The sequence below is a fragment of the Nocardia sp. NBC_00565 genome (genome assembly GCF_036345915.1).
Classification (GTDB): Bacteria; Actinomycetota; Actinomycetes; order Mycobacteriales; family Mycobacteriaceae; genus Nocardia.
Genome location: NZ_CP107785.1, coordinates 5,158,973 through 5,177,792, shown reverse-complemented (window position 1 = coordinate 5,177,792; position 18,820 = coordinate 5,158,973). Strand labels below are relative to the sequence as shown.

Below are 18,820 nucleotides of genomic sequence, written 5' to 3'. Positions count from 1 at the left end.
GCACGCGACCGCATACAGTGCGTGAGCTGGGGGAGTTCGCACTGATCGAGCGGATCAACGCAGGTCGGGTCCAAACGCCCGGCGTGCTGCTCGGTCCGGGTGACGACGCCGCCGTGGTGGCCGCGCCCGACGGCCGGTTCGTGGTCACCACCGACATGCTGATCCAGGACCGGCACTTCCGGCTCGATTGGTCGAGCCCGCGCGATATCGGGCGCAAGGCGATCGCGCAGAACGCCGCCGATGTGGTCGCGATGGGTGCGGCGCCGACCGCGTTCGTGGTGGCGCTCGGCTGTCCAGCCGATACCCCGATCGAGGTCGTGGACGGACTGACGGACGGGATGTGGGCCGAGGTGAGTCGCGCCGGTGGCTCCATCGCGGGCGGCGATGTGGTGCACAGCCCGCAGCTGGTCATCTCGGTCACCGCCTTCGGTGATCTGGGCGGCCGCGCGCCGATCACCAGAGCTGGTGCGCGCGTAGGAGATATCGTCGCGGTGGCGGGTCGGCTCGGCTGGTCCGCCGCGGGGCTGGCGGTGCTGAGCGCCGGGGTCGATCCGACCGCCGAACTCTTCGCCGAAGTGCTTGCAACCCATCGGGTCCCGCAGCCGCCGTATTCGGCGGTGCTCGCCGCCATCGCCGATTCCGTTGCCGGAGTGGGTAACTCGTCCCTGGAACCGGGTGTGCTCGGCTCGCAGCACGTCGCGGTGGCGGATGCGCCCAGTACGGCCGTGTTCGGGTCGGAGGGCGTCATCGGGTCGCCTGCCGACCGGCACACGGACCCGATACCGAACGCGCTCACCGATGTTTCGGACGGACTGCTCGCGGATCTGGGCCATATCGCCGAGGCGTCTCGGGTCGCCATCGACCTGCGCTCGACCGCGTTGCGGGATCCGGCACTGGCGCAAGTCGCGCGGCGTCTGGATGCCGATGCGGCGCAATGGATTCTGACCGGCGGCGAGGATCACGCGTTCGTCGGAACCTGGCCGGCGGATCGGGATCTGCCCCCGGGCTGGACGCCGATCGGGCGCGTGCTGGCAGGTCACGGGGTCACCGTCGACGGCGTGCGGCGGCCGGGTAGCGGAGGCTGGGAATCGTTCAGCGGGGTGGACTCGGCAACCGAGCCCGAGCCACGATAGGTTGTGCGGTCATGGGCGCGAAACCATTGACGGAAATCATGGATCCGGGTTGGGCGAAGGCTCTCGAACCGGTTGCGGAGCAGATCTCGACCATGGGCGAATTCCTGCGCGCGGAGAACGCCGCGGGCCGCGGTTATCTACCGGCCGGTGACAATGTGCTGCGCGCTTTCCAGCGTCCGTTCGACGCGGTGCGCGTGCTCATCGTCGGCCAGGATCCCTACCCGACGCCCGGACATCCGATGGGACTCAGTTTCTCTGTCGCCCCGGATGTTTCGCCGGTACCGCGCAGCCTCGCCAATATCTTCGCCGAATACAGCAAGGACCTCGGCTTCGAGACACCGTCCAACGGCGACCTGAGCCCATGGTCGGATCAAGGTGTGCTGCTGCTGAACCGAGTGCTCACGGTCTCGCCGGGCCAGCCGGCCTCCCACCGCGGTAAGGGCTGGGAAGCGGTGACCGAGCAGGCGATTCGCGCGCTGGTGGCCAGGGACGAGCCGCTGGTCGCGATCCTGTGGGGCCGCGACGCGCAGACCTTGAAGCCGACGCTGGCCGAGGCCGAGGTGCCCTATATCGAATCCGTGCACCCGTCACCCCTGTCGGCCTCGCGCGGCTTTTTCGGTTCCCGCCCCTTCTCACGAGTGAACGAGCTACTCGACGAATTGGGTGCCGAACCGGTTGACTGGCGCCTGCCCTGACTTCGGGCGCTGAAGAAAAAGAAACAAGTAGAGGAGCACAATTTCATGCAGAACAAGACCGTTCGCGGCGCACTGCGCGGCACCACCGCCACGCTGGCCCTGTGCGCGGCCCTGGCCGGCGGCACCGCCGCCGCGAACGCGGCCGGGCTGCCGCTCGAGCCCGCCGTGGACACCACCTCGACCACCACCGCGGCTCCGGTCGGCGAGGACTTCACCTCGAACGGCTCCTCCACCATCTCGTCCTCGGTGAATGCCAAGGTCGCGTGCCTGCTGCAGAATACGGTGAGCGCGCAGGGCAAGTGGGACTGCTGATATCCCATTGACCGGGGGCCAACAAGAGCCCTCGGAGTTGCTGTGCGATCCTCGGATCGTGAGTAATGCGAACAACCTTCTCGATCCGATCCGGCTGCATCTGCGCGGTTCGGATGGGATCGAGCTGGCCGCCGACCAGTTCGGCCCGGCGGACGGCCCGCTCGTCCTGTTTCTGCACGGTGGCGGACAGACCAGGCACTCGTGGAAGCAGACCGGTGCGAAGCTGGCCGCCGCCGGGATGCGGGTCGTCACGCTCGATGCGCGTGGGCACGGCGATAGTGAGTGGTCGCCGGAGGCCGACTACCGGCGCGGCACGATGGTCGCCGACCTGGTGGCGGTGCTCGCGCAATTGGGTGCGCCCGCGGTGGTCGTCGGCGCGAGCATGGGCGGGATCACCGGCCTGCTCACCACCGCGGTTCCCGGCGGCGAACCGATCATCGCCCTGGTGCTGGTCGATATCGTCACCCGCCCCGAACCCGCTGGCGTCGCGCGGGTGATCGACTTCCTCGGCAAGCATCGCGACGGATTCGACAGTCTCGAGCAGGCCGCCGACGCGGTCGCCGAATACATGCCGCATCGACCGCGGCCCAAGAACACCGACGGTCTGCTGCGCAATCTGCGCCGGCGCGACGGTCGCTGGTATTGGCACTGGGATCCGGATATGCTCGGCGACCGCGTCGAGGATGCGAGCGAGATGGTGCGGCAGCTGGAGCTCGCCGCGCGGGCCCTCACCATTCCGGTGCTGCTGGTGCGCGGTATGCAGTCGGATGTGGTGACACCCGAGGGCGCCGCGGAATTCCAGGCACTGGTGCCGCATACGCAGCTGGTCGAGATCGGCGGTGCCGCGCATACCGCGGCCGGTGACGACAATGATTCGTTCACCGACGCGGTCGCCAAGTTCGTCGTGCAGACGCTCGGATAACTACAGGTTCCGGTAGTCGGGCTTGCGCTTCTCGGCGAAGGCGTTCACGCCCTCGCGTCCGGCCGGGCTGTTGGCCGCGGCGGCGATGGCATCGCGTTCGGCGTCGAGCTGGTCACTCAACGTCGCCGAATTCGACCGCACCATTAGCGATTTGATGCTCGCATAGGTGGATCGCGGTCCGGTGGCGAGGGTTCGGGCCAGGTTCAGCGCCTCGGCCCGCACCTGTTCGTCATCCACGAGCCGACTCAGAATGCCGAGCCGTACCGCCTCGTCGGCGTCGAGAACGGCATCGGTGAGCAGGATTTCGCGCGCCCGCCCGGCCCCGACGATGCGCGGCAGCGTCCACGACATGCCTCCGTCCGGGCTCAGGCCGATGCCCGGATACGCCGGACGCAACTTGGTGCTCGGTCCGCCGATCGCGATATCGGCGGCGCACACCAGACTCATCCCGGCCCCGGCCGCCCACCCCTGCACCCCGGCCACCACCGGCACGATGGTCTCGTCGAGCGCCCGCACGAACTCGTGCAGATCCGTTGCGACGCCGTGGACATGACCGGCCCGATCCTCGGCCGCCGCGAATCCCCGCACATTCCCACCGGCGCAGAAATTCGCTCCACTCCCGGTCAACACCACGGCCCCGACGTCGCGTCCGATCGACCGCAATGCTTCGGTACCCGCGGTGATTCCCGCGAAATCCATGGAGGTGCCGTTGGCGGCGGTCGCGATGGTGATCTGCAGAACGCCGTCCACAGTGGTGACGTACTCGGTTTGCGCGGTGGAGGTCATATCCTGCACCTTAGCTAGCCTTCGCCGCCGCGAACCATGCGGACTTCGATCGCCGGGGTAAAGGCCTCGGTTCGGCTGGCGCTGTCCAGTTCGAAGCCGTGTTTGCGGTAGAAGGCTTGGGCGCGTGGGTTTTTCTCGAAGACCCAGAGCGAGCAGGGGGTGCCGGGGGTGACGGCGGCTCGGATGAGATCGTGCGCGACGCCGGTGCCGTACCAGGCGGCACGGACGTAGAGGGCGTTGAGTTCGGTGCGGGTTATCGGTGATTCGTCCCGGGAGGCTCCCGCGTTGGCGAAGCCGATGACGTGATCGTCGACGACGGCGACGTGGGTGCTGCCGGGGTAGCGGACGCGGATGCGCTCCCACTGCTCGGCTCGGCGATCGATATCGAAGGCGTCCAGTAGGTGATCGGGGACGAGGCCGCGGTAGGCCTCACGCCAGCAGTCGATATGGCATGCGGCGAGACTGTGGACGTGTTCGGCGGCCAGTGGTGCGATACGCCATGGCGGGCTCGGATCAGTCATCTCGGCAAGCTTGACTGCCGGGCAACTGATATCGCAAGTACATGGGTAACTTGTCGGGTACGTCCGGAAGTAGCCATGTACGCGATTGTCGGCCCGCGACGTATCTCTGGTGGCTCTGACGACCGGCGAAAGATTCGCGGAGGCGGACAAGACTACGCCCCGAGCACCTGGCGGTGTCGGGGCGTATGTCGGTCTCTGTGATCGGCCGTGCGGCAGATCAGCCGCGAACGACCTTGCCTGCCTTCAGGCAGGAGGTGCACACGTTCATACGGCGGGTGTTGCCCGGCGCGACCTGGGCACGAACGGTCTGGATGTTCGGGTTCCAACGACGGTTGGTACGCCGGTGCGAGTGCGAGACCGACTTCCCGAAGCCGGGGCCCTTGGCGCAGACGTCGCAGACGGCAGCCATAGTCGCGAACTCCTTCATGTCATGGTGGGGACCGCTGCACATTGGCAGCATGTCCGGAAACAATGTCTAATGCCCTGCCGACTGACGTCGGCCAGCGCAAACCGGCCTCGGCCGCGCTAGGCAACCCTGCAAGGGTAGCCGGAGGGGCCCCGATCCGCCAAACCGGGTCATGGAACGACGGCCCGTGGGCACCCCTCATGGTAGTGGGTCGGTGTCGTCGATCGACTGTCGGTATCGCCCGCTAACCTGGCGGACGCTAGTGGTGTGCGGGCGGCACGGCGGTGTGGACGATCGCGGAGAGAGGTGGCGGTGCCCGGAGTGCGGGACATGATGAGCGATGGCCGCGGTAACGCGGAACTGCCAGCCGTTGCCGGGGCGAATGCGCTGCACGGCGCGGCGCTGATGCGCTGGTGCCGGGTCAGCCTCGAGGCTCTCGAGCAGCGGCGGGCCGAGATCAACGCGCTCAATGTCTTTCCGATCGCCGATTCCGACACCGGTACGAACATGCTCGCGACCATGCGCGCCGCGATGCAGGCCGCCGACGCCGCGGCGATTTCCGCGTCAGGGTTCACCGATAGCTCGCTGTCTGCCGATGGCGGGCGGTCGGCAAACGGATCGTTGTCCACGTACGAGGTGGCCGCCGCGATGGCACGTGGCGCGACGCTCGGCGCGCGCGGCAACTCCGGCATCATCCTTTCGCAGGTGCTGCGTGGGATCGCCGAGGCGGTGCGCGGCGGGCCGCTGACGGCGCAGACGCTGCGCGAGGCGCTGGCCACGGCCTCGGCGCTGGTGCGCGAATCGTTGAGCGTGCCGGTGGAGGGCACCATTCTCACCGTGCTGGATCGCGCTGCCGATTGTGCCGCTGCCTGTCCGGAGTCTGCCTTGGCCGAAGTGGCGTTGGCCGCGGCCGACGGTGCCGCCAAGGCGCTCGGGGACACGCCGTCCCAGCTCGGGGTGCTGCGCGAGGCCGGGGTGGTCGATGCGGGTGCGCGGGGGCTGGTCGTACTGCTCGACAGCCTGGTCGCGGTCACCGTCGGTACGACACCCGAACGGCCGCAGTATGCGCGCGGCGAATTCGGATCCCGCACCGATGCGACGGCGAACGCCGAACCGCACTTCGAGGTGATGTACCTCCTTTCCGATACCGACGACCAGCGGATGGCCCACCTTCGCGATCGACTGGCCGAGCTCGGCGACTCGGTGGTGGTTGTCGGCGACGGCGCGGGCGTCTGGTCGACACACGTGCACTGTGCCGATGCGGGAGCCGCCGTCGAGGCGGGCATCGCCACCGGAATCCTCAGTGCCATCCGTATCGAAAGCTTCGCCATCACCGCCCGGCCAACCTCCGAGCATCAGGATTTCACCGCCCGAGCCGATCTCCCCGCGCATGCTGATGGCGCCGCGCACACTGACGCGCATGCCGATAAAGACGGCACGGGTGCTGCTGCGCGGATCGGGGCGGACCGTGATCGCCCCGCGGATCGCGCGGTGCTGGCCGTGGCGTCGGGGGATGGGGCGGCGGCACTCTTCGAAGCGGGGGGCGCGGTGGTGCTCGGCGACCACGGTCCCGTCACCAGCGCGGCGCTGCTGGCCGCGATCCGACAGTTGCCGAATCGGGAGGTGCTGGTGCTGCCGAACGGTGCGCTGCCCGCGCACGAGTTGGTCGCCGTCGGTGTCGCCGCCCGTGACGCCAATCGTGACGTGCTGCTGTTGCCGAGCGGGTCCATGGTGCAGGGTTTGGCGGCGCTGGCCGTGCACGATTGTGGGCGGATCGCGGTGGACGACGCGTTCGCGATGTCGGAGGCGGCGGCCGCCACGCGGTGGGGGTCGTTGCGCGGCGCCACGGAGCGGGCGCTCACCATGGTCGGCACCTGCGCGGCGGGCGACGGGCTCGGCTTGGTCGGCCACGACGTGGTGGTGATCGGCCGGGATGTGCGGACCGCGGGCCTGACCCTGCTCGATCGGATGCTCGCCTTCGGCGGCGAGCTGGTCACCTTGCTCATGGGTGCGGCGGCCCCCGCCGAACTCGCGGACGAACTCGCCGCGCATATCGCGAACGGCTTCCCCGGTGTCGAGGTGAGCATGTATTCCGGTGGGCAGCACGGAGATCTGGTGCAGATAGGGGTGGAATAGGAAGATGGCGACCCTGAGTGATCGGCTGGACCACCTGCTCGGCGTGAAGGCGGCCGAGCCGCTGGCCGATGCCTTCGATATGCACACCGTAGAGGATTTGTTGCGGCACTACCCATTACGCTATGCCACCCAGGGTCAGCCGCTCACCCAGGAGCAGCCCGAGGAGGGCGCGCACATCACCGTCATCGGCCGGGTGACGAAAACCGAACTGCGGCCGATGAAGAACCGCAGGGGCAGGCTGCTCAAGGTCGCCCTCGACACCGGCTCAGACGCCCCGATCGACATCACCTTCTTCAATGGTGACAAGGTGAGTTACCTTGTCCGCGAAGGAGTTCGGGCGATGATGTCGGGTACGGTGCACTGGTGGCGGCCGGACCGCTGGAACCTTTCGCATCCCGATTACCTGATCCTGCCGGAGAAGGAAGACGGCTCGATCGAGAACCTCACCTCGGTGCGCGGCGGTGGTGCGCTGCGCGGTCTGGCGCAGAGCGCGAAGGATAAAGGGGGAGTGGATATCTCGTTCTTCGAGCGGGAATACATTCCGGTGTATCCGGCCACCGCGAAGGTACAGAGCTGGGATCTGCTGGCCTGTGTCCGGCAGGTCCTCGATCAGTTGGACCCGATCGACGATCCGCTGCCGAGTGCGCTGCGCGAGGATCGCGCGCTGATGAAGGTCTCCGACGCGCTGCGCCTGATCCACCTGCCCGAGCGCAAGTCCGATATCGAACAGGCCAGGGAGCGTTTGCGTTTCGATGAGGCGCTGGCATTGCAGCTGGTGCTCGCCGAGCGGCGACATGATGCGCAGGCGCGAGTGGCCCGGCCGTGTCCGCCGCGGTCCGACGGTATCGCGGCGGCTTTCGACACCCGCCTGCCGTTCGAGTTGACCGAGGGCCAGCAGCAGGTGATCTCGGAGATCTCCGATGACCTCGCCCGCAGCCATCCGATGCACCGGCTGCTGCAGGGCGAGGTGGGTTCGGGTAAGACGATCGTCGCGCTGCACGCGATGCTGCAGGTGGTCGACGCCGGACAGCAGTGTGCACTGCTCGCGCCGACCGAAGTCCTTGCCGCCCAGCATTATCGGTCGCTGCGCGCGATGCTCGGCGATCTCGGCACCGCCGGTGAACTCGGCGCCGCCGACCAGGCGACCAAGGTGGTGCTGGTGACCGGCTCGATGACGGCGGCGGCGAAGAAGGCCGCGTTGCTCGACGCCGTCACCGGCGAGGCGGGCATCGTGATCGGCACCCATGCCCTGATCCAGGACGCGGTCGAGTTCTTCGATCTGGGCATGGTGGTCGTCGACGAACAGCACCGGTTCGGTGTCGAGCAGCGGGATGCGTTGCGCGCCAAGGCAAAAGCTGGCACCAGCCCGCACCTGCTGGTCATGACCGCGACCCCGATTCCGCGCACCATCGCCATGACCACCCTCGGTGACCTGGAGACCTCCACCCTCACCCAGCTGCCGCGCGGCCGTTCACCGATCGTGTCGAAAGTGGTACCGCGCAAACAACATCCGAACTGGGTCGACCGCGCGTGGGAGCGCATCCTGGAGGAGGTCGCGGCCGGGCGGCAGGCCTATGTCGTGTGCTCGCGCATCGGCGACGACGAAGAAAACGGTAAGGGCGGCCGCAACAGTAAGAAGTCCAAGTCGGCACCGGAGAAGGAAGGCCCGACCACGGCCGCCGCCGTCGAGGTCTTCGATCTGCTGCGCACCGGCCCGCTCGCGAGCGTCCGGGTCGGCCTGCTGCACGGCAGGCTGCCGACCGATGAAAAAGATCAGGTGATGCGCGCATTCAACGATGGCGACATCGATGTGCTCGTCTGCACCACCGTCGTCGAGGTCGGCGTGGACGTCCCGAACGCGACCGTAATGGTCATTGTGGACGCGGACCGCTTCGGCGTCAGCCAGCTGCATCAGCTGCGCGGCCGCATCGGCCGCGGCAAACATCCCGGCCTGTGCCTGCTCATCACCGATGCCGGTCCCACCGGCACCGCGATGGCCCGCCTCGACGCGGTCGCCGCCACCACCGACGGTTTCGAACTCGCCGTACTCGACCTGCGCCAACGCCGCGAAGGCGATGTCCTGGGCGCCGCCCAGTCCGGCACCGCGCGCACCCTACGCCTGCTCTCCCTACTCGACGACCTCGAAGTCATCACCGCCGCACAGGAACTCGCCCGCCAGGTAGTCGAATCCGACCCCGGCCTCCACCAGCACCCAGGCCTGGCCTCCATGATGCACGCCGCCGTCGACTCGGAACGAATCGAATACCTAGCCAAGTCATAACCGACGAGAATGCGCTCATGCAGGTAGCTTCGACGTTTGCCTGCATGAGCGCATCGTGATCGCTTGACCAGCTCGCCGACCCCGGATGAGCTCGCGCATGTCGCGAGGTGAAGGTCAACGTCCGATTCGGGGGTATGGGAGGTCTGTGCTGGTGTGTTCGGTGATTGCGAGGGGGCTGCCGATCTGGGGGAATGCGCGCTGGGGGCAGGTGGGGCGTTCGCAGACCTTGCAGCCCGCGCCGATCGGGACCGCTGCGGCTGGATTGTCCAGTTGCAGGCCATGGGAATATGCCAGTCGATCGGCGTATTCGATATCGCAGCCCAGTCCGATCGCGAAGTCCTTTGTCGCCGTGCCGAATCCGTGTGGCGCCGCCAGCGCGGTGCGGGCGATCCACAGGTAGCGGCGGCCGTCCGGCATCGCGGCGATTTGGGTCAGGATGCGGCCCGGATTGGCGAAGACCTCGTGCACCACCCAGAGTGGGCAGCTGCCACCGACCCGGGAGAAGTGGAATGCGGTGGCGGACTGGCGTTTCGAGATATTGCCCGCACGATCGGTGCGTACGAGGAAGAACGGCACGCCGCGCTGTCCCTGCCGCTGCAAGGTGCTCAACCGGTGGCAGATGGTCTCGAAGCCGACCTCGAAACGCAGACTGAGCAAGTCGATGTCGTAGCGCAACTCCTCGGCCGACCGCAGAAAGCGGCCGTAGGGCAGCACCAGCGCACCCGCGAAGTAATTGGCCAACCCGATGCGCGCCAACGTCCTGGATTCCCCGCTGAGTGACGGTGTTTCGGCCAGCACCGCGTCCAGATCCTTGCCGTACAGCAGAAAACCGAGGGTGGTGGCGATCTGGAAGGCGCGCTGTCCGGGGCGCAGCCGCCGCGCCAGCGTCAGGGTGCGGCTCTCCGGATCGTAATGTCGTTTCGGGATGGCCGGATCGGCGCCGTCGCCGCGCACCAGCACGGTGACTCCGGCGCGCTCCTCGGCCACCCTGGCGAGTTGACGATCGAGCGAGCCGATGCTGAGCCCACACTTTTCGAAGAGCTGTTCGGCGGCGTGATCGAGTTGGGTGACGTGATTGTGGTGATCGTAGAAGAAGTCGCGCACATCCTCATACGGCATGGGCACGCCGGGCGCGCCCGGCGGTGCGGCCACCCGCGCGGAGAGCAGATCGAGTTGATCGGTCGCGGCGCGCAGGCGGCGATGCATGGCGACGACGATCCGGGCGACCTCCGGCAGTCGCGTCGCCAACTCCTCGACCTCGGTCAACGGCGCGCTGTCACCGCCCGCTGCGTCCACCAGCACCTCGTGCAGATCCGAGACCAGTCGGGCGTCGGAGTCGGCGGCGAAGAATTGCACGTCGAGGTCAAAGGTGGAGTTGAGCTTCAGCAGCACCGGGATGGTGAGCGGTCGCTGGTCGCGTTCGAGCTGATTGAGGTAGCTGGGCGATAGATCGAGGGATTTCGCCAGCGCCGCCTGGGTCATCCGCCGTTCCTCGCGCAACCGTCTCAGCCGGGCGCCCGCGTACATCTTGCGCACCGCCAGATCGTAGCCCTCGGCATTCGCAAACATCGCAAAATCCCGGATTCTCGCGGGCATAAATCCGCTTTTGCAAGGGATTTTACCGTAACCCAATCCTGCGTAGCATGCGAAGTAGGGCAGCTGGCCCGGTCTCGAACCGGAGGATGGACGAAGACACATAATCGTACGCGGCGCCCGCGCTGCCGCCGAGGACTTTCCGCGTTCGGAACATTTGGCCACCAAAGATTGCCGAGGTCGCCGCCGATCCGGTCGCGCACCTCGGGGTATCGCGACGAGAATTGGTCGCACACTGACCGCGCGGCTCGGCGATCTCACCGAAGCACTCCTCAACCAAGCGATTGTTTGGTCTAATCGGTGAGATCGAATCGCCCGATGCGCCCGCCGCATCGGCCCAAGGAAGTGAGCGAATTCCCATGCCGAGCCCCGACGAGATCGTCACCGCCATGTGCCGCAGCTGGGCCGATCCCGATCCGGACCAGATCAGCGCCTTCTTCGCCGAAAACGCCGTCTACCACAACATTCCGATGGAGCCCATCCACGGCCGCGCCGCCATCCGCGACTTCATCGCCGGTTTCCTCAGCACCTTCGAATCGATCGACTTCGACATCCACCATCAGGTCGCCACCGGCAATGTCGTCATGAACGAACGCACCGACACCCTGCGCGGCCTCGGCAAGGACACACCCCTCCCAGTTATGGGCGTCTTCGAAGTGGCCGACGGCGCCATCACCGCCTGGCGTGACTATTTCGACATGGCCGCCATCAACCGAGCCTTCGCACCCTCGGCCGAATAGGTCGGCGAAGCCTGGTTGAAAGATGTTGTGGGATCCGGGGAACCGAATCGGTTGTTCGCGCGTCGAATAGTGCATCGGGGGTGATAACTGATGGCGACGTGTGAGGAGGGGTTACACATGGATCGTTGCTCGGGATTTCCTGCGGCGTGGCGGCGCGGATCGAGTGCTCGATCGCGGTTGCGGCCCATGGTCCGCAACGGTGAGGCGTGTGAGCGGTACACGCCCCGACGTCGGCTCCGCCCATTTCCTGGGGCCGAAACCAATTGACGGGCCGGTAATTCGCTAGCCGGTCTCGGGCGCACGAATACGCCCGAGACCGGTCTTCGAACTAGCGGACCGCCTGCGCGGCGGCCACCAGATTGCGCAACGATGCCTCGACCTCGACCGGTCCGCGCGTCTTCAACCCGCAATCCGGATTGACCCAGAGCCGTTCGGCGGGAACGGCTTTCAGCGCCGCACGCAGCGACGCGGTGATCTCCTCGACGCTTGGCACCCGGGGCGAGTGGATGTCGTACACCCCGGGACCGACGCCGAGGTCGAAGCCCGCGGCATTGAGGTCGTCGAGCACCTCCATATGCGAGCGCGCTGCCTCGATCGAGGTCACGTCGGCGTCGAGTCCGGCGATCGCGTCGATGACCTCACCGAACTCCGAATAGCAGAGGTGGGTGTGGACCTGGGTGGCATCCGACACCCCGGAGGTCGCCAGCCGGAATGCCTCGACCGACCAGTCCAGGTACTCGCCCTGATCGGCCGCCCGCAGTGGCAGCAGTTCACGCAGCGCCGGCTCGTCGACCTGGATGATCCGAATGCCGGCGGCCTGCAGATCGACCGTCTCGTCCCGGATCGCCAGCGCCACTTGACGTGCCGAATCCGCCAGCGGCTGATCATCGCGCACGAACGACCAGGCCAGGATGGTCACCGGGCCGGTGAGCATGCCCTTGACCGGCTTATCGGTCTGGGATTGGGCGTAGGTGATCCAGTCGACGGTCATCGGCGCGCGGCGCGACACATCGCCGAACAGGATCGGCGGGCGCACGCAGCGGGTGCCGTAGGACTGCACCCAGCCCGCCTCGGTGGCGGCGAAACCGTCGAGCTGCTCGGCGAAGTACTGCACCATATCGTTGCGTTCGGGCTCACCGTGCACGAGCACGTCCAGGCCCAGCTTCTCCTGCAGCGCAACGACATCCGCGATCTCCGACCGCATCCGGCGGATATACTCGGCCTGATCGATCTCGCCTTTGCGCAGTCCGGCGCGGGCCAGTCGGATTGCCGAAGTCTGCGGATACGACCCGATCGTCGTGGTCGGCAACGACGGCAGCCGCAGCCGCTCGGCCTGCAACGCCCGCCGCTGTTGCGCGGGCGCCCGCCGGATGGCATCCGGTCCGAGCGCGGCGAGCCGCGCCCGCACCTGCGGATTGTCCAGCCGGGGATCGGTGCGCCTGGTGGCCAGGGCCGCACGGACCGTGGCCAATTCGGCGGTGATGGCCTCGGGCCCCGCGCTCAGTCCGGTCGCGAGCAACCGCACCTCGGCGACCTTTTCCGCACCGAACGCCAGCCACGAGCGCAGCCGCTCGTCGAGACCGGTTTCGGCGGCCAACGTGTAGGGCACGTGCAGCAGTGAGCAGGAACTCGACACCGCAACCGATTTCGCGCAACCTAGCAGCGTGCCCAGCGTCGCGAGCGCTCCATCCAGGTCGGCCCGCCACACATTTCGGCCATCGACCACACCGGCGACCAACAACTTGTTCGCCAGCGCCGACACGCCGGCCACCTCGGAGAGATCGTCGACGACCGTGAAATCGAGTGCGATGCCTTCGATTCCGGTCTCCGCCAGCGCGGTCAGGGCCGAACCCGGCTTGCCGAAATAGGTGGCGACCAGCAGCGCCGGACGATCCGTCGCGGCCGACAGCTCCGCATAGGTGCGCCGCACCGAGTCGATCTCGTCGGCGCTCAGATCGGTGACCACGACGGGTTCATCGAGCTGCACCCACTGCGCGCCCGCCGCGGCCAGCAACCGCAACAACTCGCGGTAGAGCGGAATCAGCTCGTCGAGGCGAGCCAACGCGTCGCCGCCCGTCGCCTTCGCCAACTTCAGGAAGGTGATCGGACCGATCACCACCGGCCGCGCGGGCACACCGAGGGCGAGCGCCTCGCGCAACTCCTCGAGCAGCTTCTCCGGATGCAGCGAGAACGTCATCTCCTGGCCGATTTCCGGCACGAGGTAGTGATAGTTGGTGTCGAACCACTTGGTCATCTCCAGCGGTTCGACCGCATCGGTACCGCGCGCGGCGGCGAAGTAGCGATCCAGCGGATCGGCGATATCGGCCACCCGCGGCGGCAGCGCACCCAGCAGCACGGCGGTATCGAGCACCTGGTCGTAATAGGAGAAGGTGCCGACGGGGATGGAATCCAGCCCGGCCGTGTGCAATTCGGTCAGCTGGTCGCGCCGGAGGTCGCGGGCGATCGCGTGCAATTGCTCGGCGTCGATGCGCCCGGCCCAGTAGGACTCGGTGGCGCGCTTGAGTTCACGGTGCGGCCCCACCCGCGGGAGACCGAGAACCGTTGCGGTGAACGGGTTATGCGAAACAGTCACGAATTTCTCCAGTGCTGAGATCGAGGACCATCGCCATACGAGCTCGCGGAGACCGAGTGCGGTGCCGGAGCAACCCGACAGGGGAGCCCGACATATCAGCACTGCTGGTCCGCGCGCCCAATCCACGAGGCGGTGGCCGTCGGATACGGCGTATCCGACACGGCTGGCAGGTCTTCGGACTTGCGGGCACGGGCCTTCTGGCCGACCCCGGATGGGGCTCACCTACTGGCCGTCGCTTCCCGGGCTGACCATTTCGAGCGACCTGCAAGCAGTCGCTACGGCCTCCCAGTGCTTTTGACGGCGGTCGTTCCTGCATACCGCTGCGGGACAGTCCCGGATTCTCACCGGATTCCCTCTCATCCGCCCTCCGGATCTTCCGGCGGGCGAACTCGACTCCGTGACGCGACGTAGGGGCTCCATCTCGTCTGCGCACGGCGAACCAGCTGCAACACTCAGCATAGGCGGGCGCGCAACCGGGTTTGCGCATCGGACCATGTGCCGACCATTTGCGAAGGGACACCCTGGCGTGCATTGGACCGGTTGCGAGAGCTTCCGCACTGGTAGCCACGCTCCGCAGTGAGATGTGTCGGTCCGATTAACACAACTTCGCAACTCTGCTAGGTCTGGTTGTGAAGATCCGTGCGAAGGGGACTTGCCTGTCAGAGCCGCATTCAGGGCCGGGTACCTTAGTTCAATGTTCTCGAAAGTCTTGGTTGCCAACCGCGGCGAGATCGCGATCCGGGCGTTCCGCGCGGCCTACGAACTCGGCATCGGCACGGTCGCCGTGTTCCCGTATGAGGACCGCAACTCGGTCCACCGGTTGAAGGCCGCCGAGTCCTATCAGATCGGTGAACAGGGCCATCCGGTGCGGGCCTACCTCTCGATCGAGGCGATCATCGATGCAGCCAAGTCGGCGGGCGCGGACGCGATTTACCCTGGCTACGGCTTCCTCTCCGAGAATCCGGACCTGGCCGCGGCATGTGCGCGTGCGGGCATCACCTTTATCGGTCCGTCCGCCGAGGTGCTCGAACTGGCCGGTAACAAGGCCCGCGCCATCGCGGCCGCCAGGGCCGCCGGGCTGCCGGTGCTGCGTTCCAGCGCACCGTCTGCGGATCTGGATGAGCTGATCGCGGCATCGCGAGAACTGGACTACCCGATCTTCGTCAAGGCGGTCGCGGGCGGCGGCGGGCGCGGTATGCGCCGGGTCGCCGAGCCGGGCCAGCTGCGTGAATCGATCGAGGCCGCGTCGCGGGAGGCGGAGTCGGCCTTCGGTGACCCGACCGTCTTCCTGGAACAGGCCGTGGTGAACCCGCGCCACATCGAGGTGCAGATCCTGGCCGACCAGCACGGTAATGTCATGCACCTGTTCGAACGCGACTGTTCGGTACAGCGCCGCCACCAGAAGGTGATCGAGCTCGCGCCCGCGCCGAACCTGGATCCGGCGTTGCGCGAACGCATCTGCGCCGACGCGGTGGCTTTCGCTCGCCAGATCGGTTACAGCTGTGCCGGCACCGTCGAGTTCCTGCTCGATGAGCGCGGCAACCACGTCTTCATCGAGATGAACCCGCGCATCCAGGTCGAGCACACGGTGACCGAGGAGATCACCGACGTCGATCTGGTGCAGTCCCAGCTGCGCATCGCGGCCGGCGAGACCCTCGAACAGCTCGGCCTCAGCCAAGAGCAGGTCACTATTCGCGGTGCGGCCCTGCAGTGCCGGATCACCACCGAGGATCCGGCCAACGGCTTCCGCCCCGATACCGGCCGCATCACCGCCTACCGCACCCCCGGCGGCGCGGGCATCCGCCTCGACGGCGGGGCGAACCTGGGCGCGGAGATCGGCGCCTACTTCGACTCGATGCTGGTGAAGCTCACCTGCCGCGGTCGCGATCTGCCCGCCGCGGTGGCCCGCGCCAGCCGCGCGCTCGCGGAATTCCGCATCCGTGGCGTCACCACCAATATCCCGTTCCTGCTCGCGGTCCTCGACGATCCGGACTTCCGAGCGGGCCGGGTCACCACCTCGTTCATCGACGAGCGCCCACAGCTGCTGACCCTGCGTGGTTCGGCCGACCGCGGCACCAAGATCCTCAACTACCTGGCCGATATCACCGTCAACAAGCCGCATGGTGAGCGTCCGACGACGGTGTATCCGCATGACAAGCTGCCCGCGATCGATCTGAGCGTGCCGCCGCCGGACGGTTCGCGCCAACGGCTGCTGGCATTGGGGCCGGAGGGTTTCGCGCGGGCGTTGCGTGAGCAGAAGGCAGTCGGTGTCACCGACACCACCTTCCGCGACGCGCATCAGTCGTTGCTGGCGACGCGGGTGCGTACCAATGGTCTGCTCGGTGTCGCCGGACATGTCGCACGTCTGACGCCGGAACTGCTGTCGATCGAGGCGTGGGGCGGCGCGACTTACGATGTGGCGCTGCGGTTCCTGTTCGAGGATCCGTGGGAGCGGCTGGCGGCACTGCGTGAGGCGGTGCCGAATATCTGCCTGCAGATGCTGCTGCGCGGCCGCAATACCGTTGGATACACGCCGTATCCGGAGCAGGTGACGCGCGCGTTCGTCGCCGAGGCGACCGCCACCGGCATCGATATCTTCCGCATCTTCGACGCGCTCAACAATGTCGACCAGATGCGCCCGGCCATCGATGCGGTGCGCGAAACCGGTACGGCCATCGCGGAAGTCGCGATGAGCTACACCGGTGATCTGATGAACCCGGACGAAAACCTCTACACCCTCGACTATTACCTCAAACTCGCCGAACAGATCGTCGACGCGGGCGCGCATGTGCTCGCGATCAAGGATATGGCGGGTCTGCTGCGTGCCCCGGCGGCGGCGAAACTCGTTTCCGCGCTGCGTACCAACTTCGATCTGCCGGTGCATGTGCATACCCATGACACCCCGGGTGGTCAGCTCGCCACCTATCTCGCGGCGTGGCAGGCCGGTGCGGACGCGGTCGACGGTGCGAGCGCGGCGATGGCCGGAACCACTTCACAGCCCGCGCTTTCCGCGATTGTCGCGGCGGCGGCGCACAGCGAATACGACACCGGCCTGAATCTGCAGAACGTCTGCGATCTCGAGCCGTACTGGGAAGCACTGCGAAAGGTGTACGCGCCGTTCGAGTCCGGGCTGCCCGCACCGACGGGCCGGGTGTACACCCACGAGATTCCCGGCGGTCAATTGTCGAACCTGCGCCAGCAAGCGATCGCGCTGGGCTTGGGTGACCGCTTCGAAGAGGTGGAAGCGAAATATGCTGCGGCGGACCGACTTCTGGGCCGCTTGGTCAAGGTCACCCCGTCCTCCAAGGTGGTCGGTGACCTCGCCCTCGCATTGGTCGGCACCGGTGTAGACATCGAAAGCTTCGCCACCGATCCGGGCCGCTACGACATCCCGGACTCGGTGATCGGTTTCCTGCGTGGCGAACTCGGCACCCCGGCCGGTGGCTGGCCGGAGCCGTTCCGCAGTCGTGCGCTGGCCGGGCGTGGTCCGGCCAAGCCGGAGACACCGCTCACCGCCGCGGACGAGGCCGGATTGAACGGAACCTCCGAACAGCGCCGCGCCACCCTCAACCGGCTGCTGTTCCCCGGCCCGACAGCCGAATTCGTCGCGCATCGGGAGAAGTACGGTGACACCATCGGCCTGTCGGCCAACCAGTTCTTCTACGGTCTGCGCCGCGGCGAGGAACACCGCGTGCAGTTGGAGAAGGGCGTCACCCTGCTCATCGGTCTGGAGGCGATCTCCGAACCCGACGAGCGCGGTATGCGCACGGTCATGTGCATCATGAACGGCCAACTGCGTCCGGTCGCGGTGCGCGACCGGTCCATCGCCAGCGATATCCCGGCCGCGGAGAAGGCGGAAAAGAACAATCCGGGCCATATCGCCGCCCCGTTCGCCGGTGTGGTGACTTTGGCTGTGTCCGAAGGCGATTCGATCGCGGCGGGCGACACCATCGGCACCATCGAGGCGATGAAGATGGAAGCCGCCATCACCGCACCCCGCGCCGGCATCGTCGGCCGCGTCGCCATCGGCAAGGTGCAGCAGGTCGAAGGCGGTGACCTGCTGGTCGAACTGGCCGTGCGCGAGTCGGCCGCTAGCGACCGCTTGCGGGTCGCTCAAAACGATCTGCCCGAATGACCCGTATCGTCGCGGGCACCGCGGGCGGGCGGCGGCTACGGGTCCCGCCCGCGGGCACCCGGCCCACCTCCGATCGGGTGCGCGAGGCGCTGTTCAGCGCGCTCGACGCGCGGATCGATTTCGACGGCCTCCGGGTGCTCGATCTCTATGCCGGATCCGGCGCGCTCGGCCTGGAGGCGCTCTCGCGCGGTGCGGCCCACGCGCTGCTCATCGAATCCGATCGCAAGGCCGCCCTGATCGTGCGCGGCAATATCGCCGATCTCGGGCTGCCCGGCGCCGAACTCCGCGTCGGGGCCGTCGCCGGCGTCCTGGCCGGGGGTGGTGCGGGAAAGTACGACCTCGTCTTCTCCGATCCGCCCTATGACGTCGACACCGCGGCCGTCACCGCCGATCTGCGCGCGCTCGCCGAGCACGGCTGGCTCGCGCCCGACGCGCTCATTGGGGTGGAACGCTCCATCCGCTCACCCGAGATCGCCTGGCCCGCAGGCTATGTCCCGGCGAAGTCGCGCAAATACGGTGAAACCCGCATCGAACTAGCCGAATTCGCGCCGGAGTAATCCCGGGGTG

14 protein-coding genes and 1 riboswitch are annotated in these 18,820 nt (G+C 67.3%); of the genes, 9 read left to right on the top strand and 5 right to left on the bottom strand.

What is annotated here, in order from left to right; translation table 11 throughout:
- The first annotated feature begins 17 nt into the window (after positions 1 to 17).
- The 4 genes from OG874_RS24300 to OG874_RS24285 are packed head-to-tail and all read left to right on the top strand — an operon-like array spanning position 18 to position 3,062.
- Positions 18 to 1,133 (top strand): thiamine-monophosphate kinase, encoded by a 1,116-nt coding sequence (locus OG874_RS24300; RefSeq protein WP_330249445.1) that lies wholly within the window; start codon positions 18 to 20, stop codon positions 1,131 to 1,133.
- A gap of 11 nt (positions 1,134 to 1,144) precedes the next feature.
- Complete coding sequence (locus tag OG874_RS24295) at positions 1,145 to 1,828, top strand: uracil-DNA glycosylase (protein ID WP_330249444.1); 684 nt, start codon at positions 1,145 to 1,147, stop codon at positions 1,826 to 1,828.
- A 45-nt stretch (positions 1,829 to 1,873) separates the two neighbouring features.
- A complete protein-coding gene (locus OG874_RS24290) occupies positions 1,874 to 2,140 on the top strand; it encodes a hypothetical protein (protein WP_330249443.1) in 267 nt (88 codons plus the stop codon).
- Positions 2,141 to 2,198: 58 nt separating this feature from the next.
- A complete protein-coding gene (locus OG874_RS24285) occupies positions 2,199 to 3,062 on the top strand; it encodes an alpha/beta fold hydrolase (RefSeq protein ID WP_330249442.1) in 864 nt (287 codons plus the stop codon).
- Here OG874_RS24285 and OG874_RS24280 read toward each other — a convergent pair whose 3' ends face one another.
- From OG874_RS24280 to rpmB, 3 genes are all read right to left on the bottom strand, one after another.
- Positions 3,063 to 3,848 carry an enoyl-CoA hydratase/isomerase family protein gene (locus tag OG874_RS24280; RefSeq protein ID WP_330249441.1) on the bottom strand — a complete coding sequence of 262 codons (786 nt, stop codon included), beginning with the start codon at positions 3,846 to 3,848 and terminating at the stop codon, positions 3,063 to 3,065.
- Positions 3,849 to 3,862: 14 nt separating this feature from the next.
- Positions 3,863 to 4,369, bottom strand: coding sequence for a GNAT family N-acetyltransferase (locus OG874_RS24275; protein ID WP_330249440.1), 507 nt, complete (start codon positions 4,367 to 4,369; stop codon positions 3,863 to 3,865).
- 217 nt (positions 4,370 to 4,586) lie between these two features.
- Positions 4,587 to 4,778 (bottom strand): 50S ribosomal protein L28, encoded by a 192-nt coding sequence (gene rpmB / locus OG874_RS24270; protein WP_011210730.1) that lies wholly within the window; start codon positions 4,776 to 4,778, stop codon positions 4,587 to 4,589.
- A gap of 330 nt (positions 4,779 to 5,108) precedes the next feature.
- On the opposite strand from rpmB, the gene OG874_RS24265 reads away from it, so the two are divergent.
- Both OG874_RS24265 and recG read left to right on the top strand, forming a co-directional pair.
- Positions 5,109 to 6,911 carry a DAK2 domain-containing protein gene (locus tag OG874_RS24265; RefSeq protein WP_442943423.1) on the top strand — a complete coding sequence of 601 codons (1,803 nt, stop codon included), beginning with the start codon at positions 5,109 to 5,111 and terminating at the stop codon, positions 6,909 to 6,911.
- 4 nt (positions 6,912 to 6,915) lie between these two features.
- Complete coding sequence (recG, locus tag OG874_RS24260) at positions 6,916 to 9,192, top strand: ATP-dependent DNA helicase RecG (RefSeq protein ID WP_330249438.1); 2,277 nt, start codon at positions 6,916 to 6,918, stop codon at positions 9,190 to 9,192.
- A 114-nt stretch (positions 9,193 to 9,306) separates the two neighbouring features.
- On the opposite strand, the gene OG874_RS24255 is transcribed toward recG, so the two are convergent.
- Complete coding sequence (locus OG874_RS24255; RefSeq protein ID WP_330257395.1) at positions 9,307 to 10,728, bottom strand: short-chain fatty acyl-CoA regulator family protein; 1,422 nt, start codon at positions 10,726 to 10,728, stop codon at positions 9,307 to 9,309.
- Between the two features lie 416 nt (positions 10,729 to 11,144).
- Here OG874_RS24255 and OG874_RS24250 point away from each other — a divergent pair, with 416 nt between their 5' ends.
- Positions 11,145 to 11,525, top strand: coding sequence for a nuclear transport factor 2 family protein (locus tag OG874_RS24250; RefSeq protein ID WP_330249437.1), 381 nt, complete (start codon positions 11,145 to 11,147; stop codon positions 11,523 to 11,525).
- A 328-nt stretch (positions 11,526 to 11,853) separates the two neighbouring features.
- On the opposite strand, the gene metE is transcribed toward OG874_RS24250, so the two are convergent.
- Entirely contained in the window at positions 11,854 to 14,118 is a 2,265-nt protein-coding gene (gene metE, locus OG874_RS24245; protein ID WP_330249436.1) for a 5-methyltetrahydropteroyltriglutamate--homocysteine S-methyltransferase, read from the bottom strand.
- Between the two features lie 148 nt (positions 14,119 to 14,266).
- A riboswitch (cobalamin riboswitch) is annotated at positions 14,267 to 14,527 on the bottom strand.
- Positions 14,528 to 14,812: 285 nt separating this feature from the next.
- On the opposite strand from metE, the gene OG874_RS24240 reads away from it, so the two are divergent.
- Both OG874_RS24240 and rsmD read left to right on the top strand, forming a co-directional pair.
- Entirely contained in the window at positions 14,813 to 18,253 is a 3,441-nt protein-coding gene (locus OG874_RS24240; RefSeq protein WP_330249435.1) for a pyruvate carboxylase, read from the top strand.
- Entirely contained in the window at positions 18,250 to 18,810 is a 561-nt protein-coding gene (gene rsmD, locus OG874_RS24235; protein WP_330249434.1) for a 16S rRNA (guanine(966)-N(2))-methyltransferase RsmD, read from the top strand. Before OG874_RS24240 ends, rsmD begins: the two co-directional genes overlap by 4 nt.
- The last annotated feature ends 10 nt before the right edge of the window (positions 18,811 to 18,820 follow it).

Bases quoted from the DNA above. Each gene is read 5' to 3' on its own strand.
- OG874_RS24295 (WP_330249444.1), top strand. From the start codon at position 1,145: ATGGGCGCGAAACCATTGACGGAAATCATGGATCCGGGTTGGGCGAAG.
- OG874_RS24240 (WP_330249435.1), top strand. From the start codon at position 14,813: ATGTTCTCGAAAGTCTTGGTTGCCAACCGCGGCGAGATCGCGATCCGG.
- OG874_RS24265 (WP_442943423.1), top strand. From the start codon at position 5,109: ATGAGCGATGGCCGCGGTAACGCGGAACTGCCAGCCGTTGCCGGGGCG.
- OG874_RS24280 (WP_330249441.1), bottom strand. From the start codon at position 3,848: ATGACCTCCACCGCGCAAACCGAGTACGTCACCACTGTGGACGGCGTT.
- OG874_RS24290 (WP_330249443.1), top strand. From the start codon at position 1,874: ATGCAGAACAAGACCGTTCGCGGCGCACTGCGCGGCACCACCGCCACG.
- rsmD (WP_330249434.1), top strand. From the start codon at position 18,250: ATGACCCGTATCGTCGCGGGCACCGCGGGCGGGCGGCGGCTACGGGTC.
- OG874_RS24250 (WP_330249437.1), top strand. From the start codon at position 11,145: ATGCCGAGCCCCGACGAGATCGTCACCGCCATGTGCCGCAGCTGGGCC.
- recG (WP_330249438.1), top strand. From the start codon at position 6,916: ATGGCGACCCTGAGTGATCGGCTGGACCACCTGCTCGGCGTGAAGGCG.
- OG874_RS24275 (WP_330249440.1), bottom strand. From the start codon at position 4,369: ATGACTGATCCGAGCCCGCCATGGCGTATCGCACCACTGGCCGCCGAA.
- rpmB (WP_011210730.1), bottom strand. From the start codon at position 4,778: ATGGCTGCCGTCTGCGACGTCTGCGCCAAGGGCCCCGGCTTCGGGAAG.